This is a genomic window from Ignavibacteriales bacterium (genome assembly GCA_016700155.1).
Classification (GTDB): Bacteria; Bacteroidota; Ignavibacteria; order Ignavibacteriales; family Ignavibacteriaceae.
In genome coordinates this window covers 2,772,118-2,785,846 of the sequence record CP065001.1, presented here as the reverse complement: position 1 = coordinate 2,785,846, position 13,729 = coordinate 2,772,118, and the positions used below count along the sequence as shown (strand labels likewise).

Here is a 13,729-nt window from a genome sequence, read left to right as displayed (position 1 = left end):
CAATCCATAATAAAATTTATTTTCTGATGTTTCCGTTTTGTCAGATGACTTTTTTTAACGCATTAAAAATCCTGGTCCAATCTTTCCGTGTCAAACTTCCTTCACTCTCACCGAGTCTCACAATCACCAAATTCTTTTCAGGTGAAACAAATATATACTGTCCAAGATGACCCACTGCCATAAAATCTTTTTCATCCGCTGATACTAACCACCACATATACTGGTAGAACCAGGCACTGCCTTCACTGGTATCTATCTTGGTTGATTGCTCAACCCAGCTTTGTGATACTATCTGGGTTCCATTCCAGTTGCCATTAAATAAATAAAGCCTGCCGATTTTAGCGAAGTCCTTAGCTCTTGCACTCAGGCAGCAGAAAACTTTTTCCAGTTTATTCTCTTCATCATCAACACTCCACAACCCGCCGTACTCCATTCCAAGAGGGTTCCATATCCTTTGTTGTGTGTATTCGGTAATGGATTTTGATTTCAGTGCTCTGCTTAGTACCAGCCCCAGTAACTGCGCTTCTCCGCTTTTATAACGGAACTCCTTTCCCGGTTCTGTTGCCAGTTCAAGCGAGAGTAGTTTTTTCTCAAGATCAGAACCATAGTAAAAGTGAGGATGAATCCCGAAAGGATTATCCGACTCACTATAGTCCATTCCTGATGTCATTTGTAACAGGTGTTTGATCTTTACTTTGTCAAATCCCTTTGAAGTAAGTTCAGGGACAAAATCTGTAACAGGCTGTTCAACTGATTTAATATAACCGTCGTCAATTGCACAGCCGGTTAACATTGACAAAAAAGACTTTGCCATTGAAAAAGATAAAGAAAGAGAACTGTCATTGTATTCATTATAATATTTTTCAAAAATAATAGTGTCGTTCTTTATCACTAAAAAAGCCGTGGTTGAGTTTGAACTCAGCAGGCTGTCGATATCAGTTTTTAATATTTCGTTTTTAATTAATTCAGTTATCAATTCACTTTTATCAGATTCATAAAAATGAAAAGGTTTGCTGGAAGGACTTAGCTCAGCATTATCAAAAATTTTATAATCGTCAATAGAAGAAAAGTTATGCCATATTATCTTTGAAAATGTGCATGAAGGAACTGAGAGCGATGTAACAATCACTAATACAACAAGAGTTAAAAATAATTTGCTCATAAAATTAAATTATTCGGACTGATATACTTTTACTGTTTGTACCATTGCTTGCCACTTTATGGACTCTTTACTTACTTGTCCGGTCTTGACGGATTAAAGAGGTGATACCTAAATACTAGTCTCTCCAAGATTAACATTATTCCACAAAATTAAATTGGGTCCATTTCGTTTAACTGCCTTGATACCTCCATCTTGGGAAATTACAAAAGCGACACAATTATCAAAACTTGAACACATTCTGAATGCTGAACGATGTCGAGTTCCAAAATTATTTATATCTACTTCTATATAAGATTTGGCATCCGGATCATTTGCAGATTTTATTGAGGTCAAACTAGAAGATTGAGCTAGTATTTCACCTCCATAACCAATTATTCTTAATTTAGATGTAAGAACAACAGCGCCATCAACACAAGATAACTGAGCAATAAATTTTTCAATATCAATTATTTTTTTTTCAAGCTGCTGTTTGGAATTTTCCCATTTAATTAGATCCTTTAATTCTTTCGGTGATGCTTTCCTTTTATCAAGAATCATTTTGAATTTATCATAAAATAATGTCTTGTAATAAAAATAATTGGCTTCACATAAGTCTATTAACTTATCCCATATGATATCTTTATCGAAAATATATTTTATATTAATTCGATCTGTTAAACGAGTATCATTGTAATTTATTTCGTCTGGAATTACGATAAATGTGGCTCCATGTAATTTATCTTTTGCAAAATTCAGAATACTGTTGAATGTTTGATAATAAGTCTGGTATGGGTATTTATCTGAATCCTCTCTTTCATCATATTTTTCCACTTTAATTCTTTTTACCGAATCACTATATAATGCCTTCGCGCTATTATCTAAAAATCCACCAATTAAGCCCAAACTTAAATCTTCTAAAGGTGTTCCCAAGATTTTACCAGCTGAAAGCCGAAACAATACAGAACCAATTGTAGTGACCGTAATATTTCCAGGTGAAGTGGAACTTACAGTCAAAATATTTGGCGGACACATCGCAGCAGATGATAAACCAGAGACAACTTCCCACCATTCAGAACCTAAATCAAGTATTCCCCATATATACAATTCACTATTTTCTAAGTTAGTTTGAATTTTATCCCCTTCAGAAATTAATACTAGAGACTGATTTGGATTAACAGAAGGTGCTATTTTTAATATCTCTTGAACTGTGAATGGAACTGGAATTAATAATTTTATTGGCTCACTAATCATATTAATATCAGATATTTTTTGTTCACATTTTTCTGGTGACACATAACCTATTCTATAAGCAATCCTTCGACTTTCCTCGGTTAAAAATGACGCATGGTAAATGACATTCAATATCGTTTTTAAATTTCTATCATTAGGAAAATCTTTATCCTTTTGTTTTTTAAACTTCTTCGAAGGTGTATCTAACGTTTTTTGAAAATTAAACCATCTTTCTTTTAAAATTTTTATTAAGTCCTTAGGATATTTAAACTCCATTTACAAATCCTTTTATTTATAACGGCGTGGCTGCTAACGCGCCGCCCATAACTTGAAAGCAGCCGAAAAGCACCACAATTAAAATTAAAAAAACGGTTAATTAACTAAAGAACTTTGAACAAGTAACCAGCTAAAAAGAACCAACCCGAAAACTTGAAAACCACCGCTAAAGCGAAGCGGTCGGCGTTGAGCAACAGGTTAGCAAGCTATTTATTTTCTAATAATTTATCTAATTCAGCATTAATTGGATAATCTTTTTCGCCATATTGAACTATTTTGATATTCCGATTTTTATCCAACAATATTCTTGGATGCTTTGTCATTGGATATGCAGAAAATTCTTTTTTATACTTTTTAATTTTTCCTAAGGTTAAGTTTTGTAAAACAATTAATAAATCTCTAACTGCTGCTTGTTGAGCTCCAACAAGATTAAAATCTAATTTTTTTATGGCCTTTAAAAAATTATTTTTGTCAATCTCATTTTCGTTTTCAAACATAATTGCACTTTCAATATTTATGTATAATGCAATATGCTTTCTATGTATATATGAGTTTATTTGTTTTGTTTCAGGAAATAGTGTTTCATATTCACTTAGTAATGTTATAAATCTTGGATCAAGAAATACTTCTTTAAGTGTTTTTCTAATTTCGATAATATAAAATTTATAGGGCTTTTCAAGTTTATCAATTTGACCGGGGAAATCAATAATTAAGCTTATTGTAGCATTATGTTGAACAAGTTTATTCAACCAATCTATATAGTCACGGATTCCATTACATATTTCTATTCTTGCATTATTGATCAAATGATCCATAAAGGATTTCCTTTGGGCTCTCAAAGTAAGGAAATGATTTGTCAACCAACCAAATACTGCTATTGTAACTGCAATTATAGTTTCCATTTATATATGCTCTTTAAGCTTGCTAACGGCTTTGTGCTTAACCCGCAGCCCAGAACAAGACTGCCAAATAAAACTACAACTGCCGATGATTTAGCAAACCGTGCTTATCTTTCTTTGCAAGCACGGTTTGCAAGTAAATTAATTTAGTAAGAACACTTTGAACAAGTTACCCGAAACGGAGCACTAAACGCTAAAATTATAAAAAAACCAAATGCGAAAACGCTGTCGGGTTGAAGCACTTGTTATATTACGCCAGTATTATTTGCTAGTTCTTTTAAATAATGAAAACCTTCTTCGGTTAAATTTTTATCTTTATCCATCATTCCATATCTGTATACATCTAGAAGTGCTTTCTCTGAAAAGTTTTTTAAATTTTCTTGAAATTTTTTATTTAATTCAGTATAAGAAGCATTTTTAATAAATTTTTCTCCTAAGGGGATTAAAATCGAGTGCATCCATAACATTTTCGTTGATGGTGGAATAAACTTTCTGCTTCTTTCTCTTTCCAAATTATTATAACTCATCAATTTTTCTTCTAATAATTCAACTTTCTCTTTCTCAAGCTGTAGCTCAACTTCTTTTTTGTTAAGTTGATTTATTATAAACTTTCTATCCTTTTCATTTGAATGTGCTTTTTGTAGAGTATCATTTAATAATGTCTCTTTCTCTTTCAATTTCTTTTCAAATTCTTTTTTTACCTCATCTAACTCTTCTTGAGTTTGAACCTTTTCTTTAGTAATAGTCGAACTTGGTATTTTATCAAACTTATCCCTAATACTTGTATATCCCTCATCAAGATGTTTTAATCTTTCCCCAAAACTACTTTCGATTTTAACCAGTAATTCTGCAATGTCTTTTGTGAATTTATATGTATTATCATAAAAGCGACTGCTAGAATCTGTTGCTTTAAAATAGAAGGCTACTGAAATAGCAATTGAGAAAAGCGCTAGAAATAGTGCAAGAAAATCTGAAAATGTAAATTTTGTTAAATCAATAAGATAATCTGCAAATACTATTTTGTATCCAATCAACAATAAAAGGATATTGAATACGATTGCGAATATCCATTTTTGGTTTATCGTAAAACCTTTTTTAATTTTTTCTTCTTGCATTGATTCCTCTTAGTAATATAACTTATAATTAACCTGCGTGAATTAGTTAAATAAAGAACATAGACCCGCACGCGGCTGCATACTTGTCCGCCTTAGGTGGATATATGTTCCAATTGTCCTTCAATTCATAACTCATAATTTTAAACTCTTAACTATTTTTTCTCCCGATCCGCTTTCCACATACAAGCCAAACCTGTACAACTGCCTCAAAGCACTGCCCCGGGATTTAAAGGATTCTAAAGGGGCGTATAAAATCAATTCCAACTTATATTAATTCATAAGTACTTTCAATATTTAAAATAAAAACGCCCGGGACGCCGGGCAGGAACGTCACCGGGCTGGGGGTCGGTAATTCTGCAGATGTTGTTCAAGGCGTCCCGGTGAACAACAATTACCGCCGTAAATTTAAATAAAAAAATCTTCTCATCACTCACCCCTCTCCTTACCAAGGAGAGGGGGCGGGGGTGAGGTTGTTTCTTTCCTCTTCTCCTCAATAAACCTCTTCACCTCCTCCACCTTCCCCAGCGTCAGTTCGCTCAAATCATCCTGCAGCGAATGTACTTTCCTCTCACCAGCCAACTTGCTCAACTCAAACCTGCCTGGGTCAGCCAGCTTAGTGTCCGGAACCCACTCAAGCAAATCGTGCGGAGTGCAATTAAGTAAAATGCACAACCTCTCTAACAACTTTAAATTCAACTTCTCAACCTTACCCGTTGCTATATAAGAAGCAGTATGCGGAGAAAACCCAGCCCTTCTTAAAAACCCTGTTGGACTCTGAATCCCGCGTGCAGCGAACACAGACTTGAAATTAAACTTTAACATAACTCAACCTTTTTCCTCATTTATTTAACAAAAACAAATAAAATTCTCTTAGGAATGTACTAAACGTGAACAGGAATGTACTTAATGTGAACGGAAATGTACTTAACGTGAATAGAAATGTACTTAACTTGAACGGAAGTGTACTTAATGTGAACTGAAATGTACTTAATGTGAACTGAAATGTACTTAATGTGAATCGGGATGTATTAAACGTGAACAGAAATGTACTCAACGTGAACAGAAATGTACTTAACGTGAACAGAAATGTACTAAACGAGAACGGGAATGTACTCAATGTGAACGGGAATATGCTAAACGTGATGAGAAATGCACTCAAACTGAACCATTATCATATATGATTAACGATTCCACCTGTAGCTGATAAATAGACAAATAGTTCAAACAGAAGAACTCAAACAATAGTCAGTAGTTTTTTTGTGGGTTTATCTGTCAAAATCATAATCATCATAAAGAATTGTTGATTGAATGCGGTTCAGTGTACTATTACGCAGCAGAATACAGAGGTAAAGACGAATAGGATTACTTAGGAATGATTAACGAATGAAGATCAACGATTTGTGATTTAGGAATTATCCGGCATCAGAGAGCAAGCATCCAGTATCCAGTATCCAGCATCAATATCCATCATCAGTAAAATCTATTCCCTCAAAACGGAATTGCTCTGAGGGAATCGATATGTTAAGTGTTCTTACTTCGTCTGTAAAAATTTCATTAACGTTGCTGCAAGTCCGTCGAGTGAGCCGCCGGTGCCGCCGCCTGCAACAAGTATATCGGGCATTATCTTTTTATCACCTTTCATTACAGCGTCAATTACGTTAACGAGAGTCGTTCCTTGCTCACCGACAGCTTTGCGCAATTCCTCTGCGGCTTTTGCTCTTGCAAGTCCCACAGCTTCAATCTCCGCGCCTTTTGCTCTACCGGTTTCATTTACATAGAAGGAATCACCGCGACCCTCAGCTTCTTTTTTATATTGATAAGCTTCAGCCTGGATCTTTACCTGCGCCGCTTCATTCTTTTTTATATCAACATTAACAGCGGACTTTGCAAGTTCCGCCTGCATATCTGCCGTACCTTTTGCTTTTTCAGTTGATATCCTCTGCTGCTGTGCTTCTTCTTTTTTCTTATACGTTTGTATTTCCTGGTTGGCAATTTCCCTTTGTGTAAGGACCATCACTAACTCTTCAGGAAGAATAACATCCTGTATATACACGCCGCGTGTTTCAACAACATAATCTCTTAGCTTTGCTTCAATATATTCTGTTGCCGCGGTTTGTATTTCATTTCTTCTTTCGATAAACGAAATAGCCGGCATTGACTGAAGTTTATCACGGAAGTGATTTCCCACTGCCGCCTGTAAAACTTCATTAACAAGATTTCTCACCGAACCGACCATCGAAATAACTTTTGATGCCTGTGTATCCGGAATATGTATCTGCACCTGCAGATCAATCCTGAACACAAATCCTTCACGCGACTTTGCGACAATCTGCTTAAGACTCTGGTCAAGATTGTGCGCCTGTGACGAAGCTTCTGCCCAGTTAAGATTTAATATTGCAGTCGGAACAATTTCAGCTTTGTAGCAATGAGGGTTTAAAGGATACTTGCCCGTGCGTAAAGCTTCTCTCCATATACCTCTGTGTCCCGGTCTTACAATGGAACCAAACTTAAATTCTGTTCCGGAAGTATCCTGTGAAGGCAGACCGACATAAGATTTTATTACTGCTACTTCACCTTGTTCAATAACCAGCATCGGTGCTATTTCAACATTAACAAGGAATGGATTCAGGTTGTACATACCATAAAGCAATGGATCATGCTGCAGACCGATTCTTCCGCCGTTATCAATGAATGACTGGAAGTCCTGGTAGTTGTTATGAACTGTATTTTTATTTCCGAGTATCGTTTCCATCAGGTGCATGTCTGATGTGTTGGCTGTGTTTTCAAGCTGCGAAATATCCTCAAACCCGCCAAGCCTGCTTGCAATATCTCCGGATGATAACGGATCGCCGTCGTTCACCGTAACAATTCCAACAACATCCTGTACTCTTCCGTCTGAATCATTCTGCGGTTCGATATAAACAACATCAAGCTGGTTTGGTTTTAAACCAAATGCTTCAGGTGTAAGAACTCCGTTCCGCTTTATTGCAAGGTCACGTATCTCCGGTGCAACGGGTAATCCGTAAACTTGTTTTTTGGTTATCACCAAAAATCCAACCGGGTGAATCGGTACAAGTGAACCGGGAGGCAATACGGGACGCTGAACACCTTTCTGTCCGCCGAGTGAAATAAATTCTTTTATATTCAAAAAATTCCCGAACTCTTTTTTATACACCGCGGATTTGGCACCCATTGGAAGAGGCTTTCCAACCTGAGCAATAACAACACCTATTTCACCTGCGGGCACCTGTACCCACGGATGTTTTTCAATATAAAATACCGGCCAGAATTTAAAACGTAAGCCCGGCATTAATAGCTCTTCCTGGTATCCTGCTTCACCATTAAACGCTATCGGGTTATCATCGCCAAGTTTAGAAAATGAAAATCTCTTATTCACCAAACCGATTTCGGTAGGACCAATGCTCTTTAGTGATTTAAATATTATCAGCAGTAATGTGAATGCCGCAATTATTATTGCGACTATAAGAAATGAAACTTGTACAACGGCGGGTTCATTTTCCATGACTTCTCCCATTTTTTAAGGTTAGTAAAAGATCATTCAGCGCAGAACTCAATCACAGAAAATGAAACAGACTAAATCAAAACAATAATCATATTCACATACCAAAATTATATGAAAAAAATTCAATGTTCAATTACTAACTGACAATTGATGCTACCAGTGAACTCAGCTTATTTATTGAACTATTGCGCCGATGTAACTGTTAAGTGTTTTGATTGTTTCGAATATCTTTCCCAAATTATAATCAAGATATTCAATCATAAACTTTCAACTTATGTACAAACGGCACAGTATAAGAAAAAAGAAGGGAACATCTCCGGGGACGCCCATATTCACCGGCAGGCAGAAGATTGATAACATAAGGATCAGTTTATTTGATTATAGTTCCTCCGATTTTGTTGAGAAAGAAATAAAAAATATTGATGAACTGGACAAGCTTAGTTTTGATAAACGGGTAAACTGGATAAACATAAGTGGTATACACGATATAGCTGCTATTGAAAAAATCGGGGTGATATTTAATCTTCATCCTTTAGTGCTTGAGGATATTGTTAATGTCAATCAAAGTCCCAAAATAGAGGACTATGACCACTATCTGTTCATTGTTACCAAGATGATTGATTATGATAAAAAACAGGAATGCATTAAAATTGAGCAGGTAAGTTTCATTCTCGGTAAAAATTATTTGCTGACTTTTCAGGAAGACGCTTATGATGTTTTTGATTTCCTTAGAGTAAGGATACGTGAAAATAAAGGAAGAGTAAGAAAATCAGGCGAAGATTATTTGTTGTACCGGTTGTTAGATGCTTTAACAGATAATTATATGTTAGTGCTTGAACATCTTGATGAAAAAATTGAATCAATTGAAGATAATTTACTCGATAACCCTGATCAGAATGTTCTTGAATCAATTCACGAGTTAAGAAAAGACCTGATGAAGATCCGGCGTGCTGCAGCGCCGTTAAGAGAAATAATTTATTCGCTGGAAAAAGAACCGAAAGAGATGATACATAAATCCACATTGTTATTTTTAAGGGACCTGAATGACCATGTTAAACAGGTTATGGAATCTCTGGAGAACTACCGCGAAATAATTAATGGTATGCACGAGATCTATATTTCAAACTCAAGTTTTAAGTTGAATCAGGTTGTAAAAGTACTGACGATAATTTCGACGATATTCATCCCGCTTACATTTATCGTAGGAATTTATGGAATGAATTTTAATACTAATGCCGGTCCCTTAAATATGCCGGAACTGAACTGGAAGTATGGTTATGTATTCGTAATGTTTTTGATGGTGATTATTGCGGTCGGTCTTTTCATTGTGTTCAGAAAGAAAAAATGGTTTTAAAGAAACGGGAGAATTCTAAATGAAAAAAAATATCTTACTTCTTTTAATAATTATTTTTAGTTCAGGATTAATTTATTCACAACAGGCATCAGATTATTTCCCCGGTTCATCAGGTCATAAGTGGAATTATAAGCTGACCCTGCTTGATTCGCTTAACCAGCCGGTTCCTTCTGCTATTACATTCAAAGTGGATTCATTCGCAACCACTGCTGACTATTTCGGCAGGGAAGCGAAATATGTTGTTTCAAAAACAGGAGCGGAACAAATTCTTCCTTCATTGCCATACAGTGATTCAATCTTTCTGAATTTATCAGGCTCAGAAGCTTTTGAATATTACAGGAACGGAGGCTTCTCAGGTGTTTTAAATCTTCTTGATTCACTTGAATTGGACAGTTCATTCAGTTTTGTGAATTTGTTCCAGTCATTCAAAGGATGGTATTCAAAATACAGGATGGGATCAAACATTAATACCAGCTACACAATTTTTTCATACGATACTTCGATAACATATGATTCAATTACACTTCCATTGAGATTTACTTTCAGTGGCAATCGGTTAAGCGATGAAAATCTGCAGACAGCCATCGGGGAATTTAATTGCAAAAAATTTGTAATGAGTAATGTTATAAGTTATGTTGTAACAATACCACCATTTCCACCTGTTGCTGTACCTATTTTATCTTTTAATGATTCCGTTTGGATTGCGCCATCAAACTGGATTGTAAAGGAATTTGCTCCATCGACAGTTATTGATTTGTCCGTACTTAATTTCTCGGTATTTACAATTCCTGGATACACTGCAGAAATTTTAACTCCGCCGACTGATGTATCTGAGTTGTTACCGGATGAAATAGATTTTAAACTTGAACAGAATTATCCGAATCCATTTAATCCAAAAACAAAAATCAAATATACTGTTGCAGATCATTCTGATATTAAGTTATCTGTGTATGATGTTCTTGGTAACCTTGTACAGATACTTGTAAATGAAAATAAATCTCCCGGTACTTATGAAACTGAATTTCCTTTACAGAATGGAAAAGATGAACTAAATCTGACGAGCGGAATTTATTTCTACAGACTTGAAATTAATTCAGGTAGTTCTGCCGGAGGGATCAACAGCATTACCAAGAAAATGATCTTTATTAAATGATAACGGTTATGGATTAGTAACTAACGAACATTAAGGTTTCTGAAAAGCTAAGATTTAATCAACAAAAATTTTATTATTTTTAAATAAGAAAAAAATAATTATCCCCGGCTCCGGGCAGAAGGAAGTTTATGTCATATAATTCTATACTAAACAGTAATCAGGAAATTCAAACGGAACAGGCATCATTGTTAAAGAGAAGTGATATTGATGATAAATACAAATGGGATTTATCTCATATCTATAAAACAGATGCTGATTGGGAAAATGATTTTAAATGGGTTGAAAACAATCTCGCAGGATACAAAAAGTTTAAAGGATTAGTCGGACAGGATTCTGAAAATCTCTTGAAGTGTCTTCAGTTTGATGATTCAATAGGAATCAAACTGGAACGACTTTATCTCTACGCAATGCTTTCCAAAGATAGTGATATGAAAGTCCCGGTTTATCAGTCAATGGATGAGCGTATTAAATCACTATCAGTAAAACTCTCAGCCGAATCTTCATTCATAAAACCTGAGATATTAAATATTCCTTCGGACACACTTAGAGAAATGATTGCAACAAATCAGGATCTTAATGTTTATGCGCATTATCTTGATGATCTTTCAAGATTCAAAGCTCATACCCTGAGCGAAGAAGGAGAAAAAATTCTGGCACTATCAGGTGAACTTTCGATGACACCTTATAATGTGTTTTCAATGATGACCAATGCCGATCTTAAATTCCCTGTTATCCAGGATGATTGCGGAAATGATATTGAGATAACTCACGGCAGATATTACGCCGCAATGTATTCCAAGGATAGGGAATACAGGGAACGCGCATTTAAAAACTATCTTAAACCTTACACAGAATTCAATAACACTTTCATGTCGTTATTTAATGGCAACCTTAAAGCGAATGTATTTAATGCACGGGCAAGGAACTATAGCTCAGCGCTGGAAACATCTCTCAGCCGGAATAATATTCCGGTAAGTGTATATGAAAATCTTATTAAGACTGTAAATGAAAATCTTAAACCTCTGCACCGATGGGCAGAAATAAAAAAGAAAATTCTTGGGTTGGATGAATTGCACCCTTACGATGTTTATGTCACACTCTTTTCAGTTGACAAAGAAAAAAAATATTCATTTGATGAAGCAAAAGGAATTGTACTGGAATCCTTAAAACCTTTGGGTAATGATTATCTTGCTTCAATCAAAAAAGCATTTAATAACAGGTGGATTGATGTGTATGAAACTCCATCCAAGCGAAGCGGTGCTTATTCATCCGGCACCACGTTTGGTGTTCATCCTTATGTTTTACTTAATTGGACGGATCTTTTGAATGATGTGTTTACACTTACGCATGAGATGGGTCACAATATGCATTCTTACTATACAGGACAAACTCAGCCTTATATCTACGCAAACTATTCAATATTTCTTGCTGAAGTAGCATCAACATTTAATGAAGCCTTGCTGCTTGAATATTTAATCACTAATACAAAATCAAAACACGAAAAATTATTCCTGGTTGAAAAATATCTGAACAACATTACTTCAACATTTTACAGGCAGGTAATGTTCGCTGAATTTGAAAAAGTCGTATATGAAAAAACTGAAGCAGGCGAAGCTTTAACGGCTCAGGATTTATGTGGCATTTATAGCAGGCTGTTTAAAAAATACTGGGGTGAATCAATGGTCGTTGATGAAGAAGAGTCATACAGTTGGGCAAGGATTCCACATTTCTATTATAACTTTTATGTTTTTCAATACGCAACAGGGTTCGCAGCTTCTGAAGTTTTATCAAATAAAATTAAGTTAAGCGGAGAACAGGCTGTTGAAAAGTATTTAAACTTTCTTAAGGCCGGTAATTCGGATTATTCAATTAACATACTACGCGATGCTGGTGTAGATATGAGTTCCAGTACACCGGTGCAGGCTGTTGCTGCAAAAATGAACCTGCTACTTGATGAACTGGAATTATAACGCCAACTATTTTTACGATTCTAAAAAGAAAAAAACACTAAGGCACAAAAATGAAGATCTATTCCAAGAGAGAATTGAATGAGTATCATATGTCTCTCACTTATGATGATATAAGTCTTATCCCAACCGAAATATCCAGGATTAAATCCAGAACCGAAGCAGATACAACATGTAATTTTCTGGAAAAGAAATTGTTATTACCGGTTCTGTCAAGTCCAATGGATACTGTAACAGGAATTGATATGGCAGAAGAACTTTCAAGGCTTGGCTGTATTGGAATACTTAACAGGTTTGATTCATCACTATCTTCAATAATGAATTCAAATGGTCATGGAAATCTTGTCAGTGCAGTTTCTATCGCACTTAACACTCCGGAAAAAGATATAGAAAAATTAGTTGAGCGGGGATATCTGATCTGTATAGATACAGCAAATGCAAATAATAAAGAAGTACTTAACAAGACAGAAACAATTAAGAAGAAGTACAATGTGAAAGTAATTGTTGGAAATATTGCACATTTCTCAACGCTTGATCAGTTAGAAAATTCTGGTGCAGATGCCGTGCGTGTTGGAATCGGAAATGGTTCAGTCTGCAGCACGTCAATTCAGACAGGCATAGGAATCGGACAAGTATCGTCCTTACTCAACGTCGTATCACAACGCAATCATAAAAAAATGAAGATCAAAATAATAGCCGACGGCGGAATTAAAAGTTCAGGTGATATTGCAAAGGCAATCTCACTCGGTGCTGATGTAGTAATGCTTGGCAGAATGTTATCCGGAACCAGGGAAACACCCGGGGAGGTTATTAAATACAATGGACAGTTGTGGAAAAAATATCGCGGTTCAGCTTCTTTTGGTGTGAAAATGCGAAACGAATTTATTGAGGGTGAAGAAACAATGGTGGCGTATAAAGGAGCTGTAAAAAATGTTATCGATGGAATTTCAGATGGCTTACGGAGCGCAATGAGTTATATGAACAGTATTAATCTTGATGAGTTAAGACGGACAGAATCATATGCTATTCTAAGCAACAGTTCATATTTAGAAAGGCTGCCCAAAATTTAAA

The 13,729-nt window shown here is 35.5% G+C and carries 10 protein-coding genes; 4 read left to right on the top strand and 6 right to left on the bottom strand.

Translation table 11 applies throughout. From position 1 onward, the window contains the following. Positions 1-40 precede the first annotated feature (40 nt). The 6 genes from IPM56_11795 to IPM56_11770 all read right to left on the bottom strand — a co-directional run bounded on the left by IPM56_11795 (position 41) and on the right by IPM56_11770 (position 8,184). Positions 41-1,162 (bottom strand): serine hydrolase, encoded by a 1,122-nt coding sequence (locus IPM56_11795; protein QQS34941.1) that lies wholly within the window; start codon positions 1,160-1,162, stop codon positions 41-43. A 108-nt stretch (positions 1,163-1,270) separates the two neighbouring features. Beyond that, a complete protein-coding gene (locus tag IPM56_11790; protein QQS34940.1) occupies positions 1,271-2,647 on the bottom strand; it encodes a DNA integrity scanning protein DisA nucleotide-binding domain protein in 1,377 nt (458 codons plus the stop codon). Between the two features lie 206 nt (positions 2,648-2,853). Beyond that, entirely contained in the window at positions 2,854-3,549 is a 696-nt protein-coding gene (locus IPM56_11785) for a hypothetical protein (GenBank protein QQS34939.1), read from the bottom strand. Positions 3,550-3,791: 242 nt separating this feature from the next. Further along, a complete protein-coding gene (locus tag IPM56_11780) occupies positions 3,792-4,661 on the bottom strand; it encodes a hypothetical protein (protein QQS34938.1) in 870 nt (289 codons plus the stop codon). A 426-nt stretch (positions 4,662-5,087) separates the two neighbouring features. Then, on the bottom strand, positions 5,088-5,483 hold the full coding sequence (locus IPM56_11775; protein ID QQS34937.1) for a helix-turn-helix domain-containing protein: 396 nt from the start codon (positions 5,481-5,483) through the stop codon (positions 5,088-5,090). 709 nt (positions 5,484-6,192) lie between these two features. After that, positions 6,193-8,184 carry a hypothetical protein gene (locus tag IPM56_11770; GenBank protein QQS34936.1) on the bottom strand — a complete coding sequence of 664 codons (1,992 nt, stop codon included), beginning with the start codon at positions 8,182-8,184 and terminating at the stop codon, positions 6,193-6,195. 274 nt (positions 8,185-8,458) lie between these two features. Here IPM56_11770 and corA point away from each other — a divergent pair, with 274 nt between their 5' ends. The 4 genes from corA (at position 8,459) to IPM56_11750 (ending at position 13,728) form a co-directional block, all read left to right on the top strand. Then, positions 8,459-9,538 (top strand): magnesium/cobalt transporter CorA, encoded by a 1,080-nt coding sequence (corA, locus tag IPM56_11765; GenBank protein ID QQS34935.1) that lies wholly within the window; start codon positions 8,459-8,461, stop codon positions 9,536-9,538. A gap of 613 nt (positions 9,539-10,151) precedes the next feature. Then, positions 10,152-10,691, top strand: coding sequence for a T9SS type A sorting domain-containing protein (locus tag IPM56_11760; GenBank protein QQS38290.1), 540 nt, complete (start codon positions 10,152-10,154; stop codon positions 10,689-10,691). Between the two features lie 128 nt (positions 10,692-10,819). After that, entirely contained in the window at positions 10,820-12,661 is a 1,842-nt protein-coding gene (gene pepF, locus IPM56_11755) for an oligoendopeptidase F (protein QQS34934.1), read from the top strand. Between the two features lie 50 nt (positions 12,662-12,711). Then, on the top strand, positions 12,712-13,728 hold the full coding sequence (locus IPM56_11750) for a guanosine monophosphate reductase (protein ID QQS34933.1): 1,017 nt from the start codon (positions 12,712-12,714) through the stop codon (positions 13,726-13,728). The last annotated feature ends 1 nt before the right edge of the window (position 13,729 follow it).

Coding starts and splice junctions, on each gene's coding strand:
- IPM56_11795 (QQS34941.1), bottom strand. CDS start 1,162: ATGAGCAAATTATTTTTAACTCTTGTTGTATTAGTGATTGTTACATCG.
- IPM56_11790 (QQS34940.1), bottom strand. CDS start 2,647: ATGGAGTTTAAATATCCTAAGGACTTAATAAAAATTTTAAAAGAAAGA.
- IPM56_11785 (QQS34939.1), bottom strand. CDS start 3,549: ATGGAAACTATAATTGCAGTTACAATAGCAGTATTTGGTTGGTTGACA.
- IPM56_11780 (QQS34938.1), bottom strand. CDS start 4,661: ATGCAAGAAGAAAAAATTAAAAAAGGTTTTACGATAAACCAAAAATGG.
- IPM56_11775 (QQS34937.1), bottom strand. CDS start 5,483: ATGTTAAAGTTTAATTTCAAGTCTGTGTTCGCTGCACGCGGGATTCAG.
- IPM56_11770 (QQS34936.1), bottom strand. CDS start 8,184: ATGGAAAATGAACCCGCCGTTGTACAAGTTTCATTTCTTATAGTCGCA.
- corA (QQS34935.1), top strand. CDS start 8,459: ATGTACAAACGGCACAGTATAAGAAAAAAGAAGGGAACATCTCCGGGG.
- IPM56_11760 (QQS38290.1), top strand. CDS start 10,152: ATGAGTAATGTTATAAGTTATGTTGTAACAATACCACCATTTCCACCT.
- pepF (QQS34934.1), top strand. CDS start 10,820: ATGTCATATAATTCTATACTAAACAGTAATCAGGAAATTCAAACGGAA.
- IPM56_11750 (QQS34933.1), top strand. CDS start 12,712: ATGAAGATCTATTCCAAGAGAGAATTGAATGAGTATCATATGTCTCTC.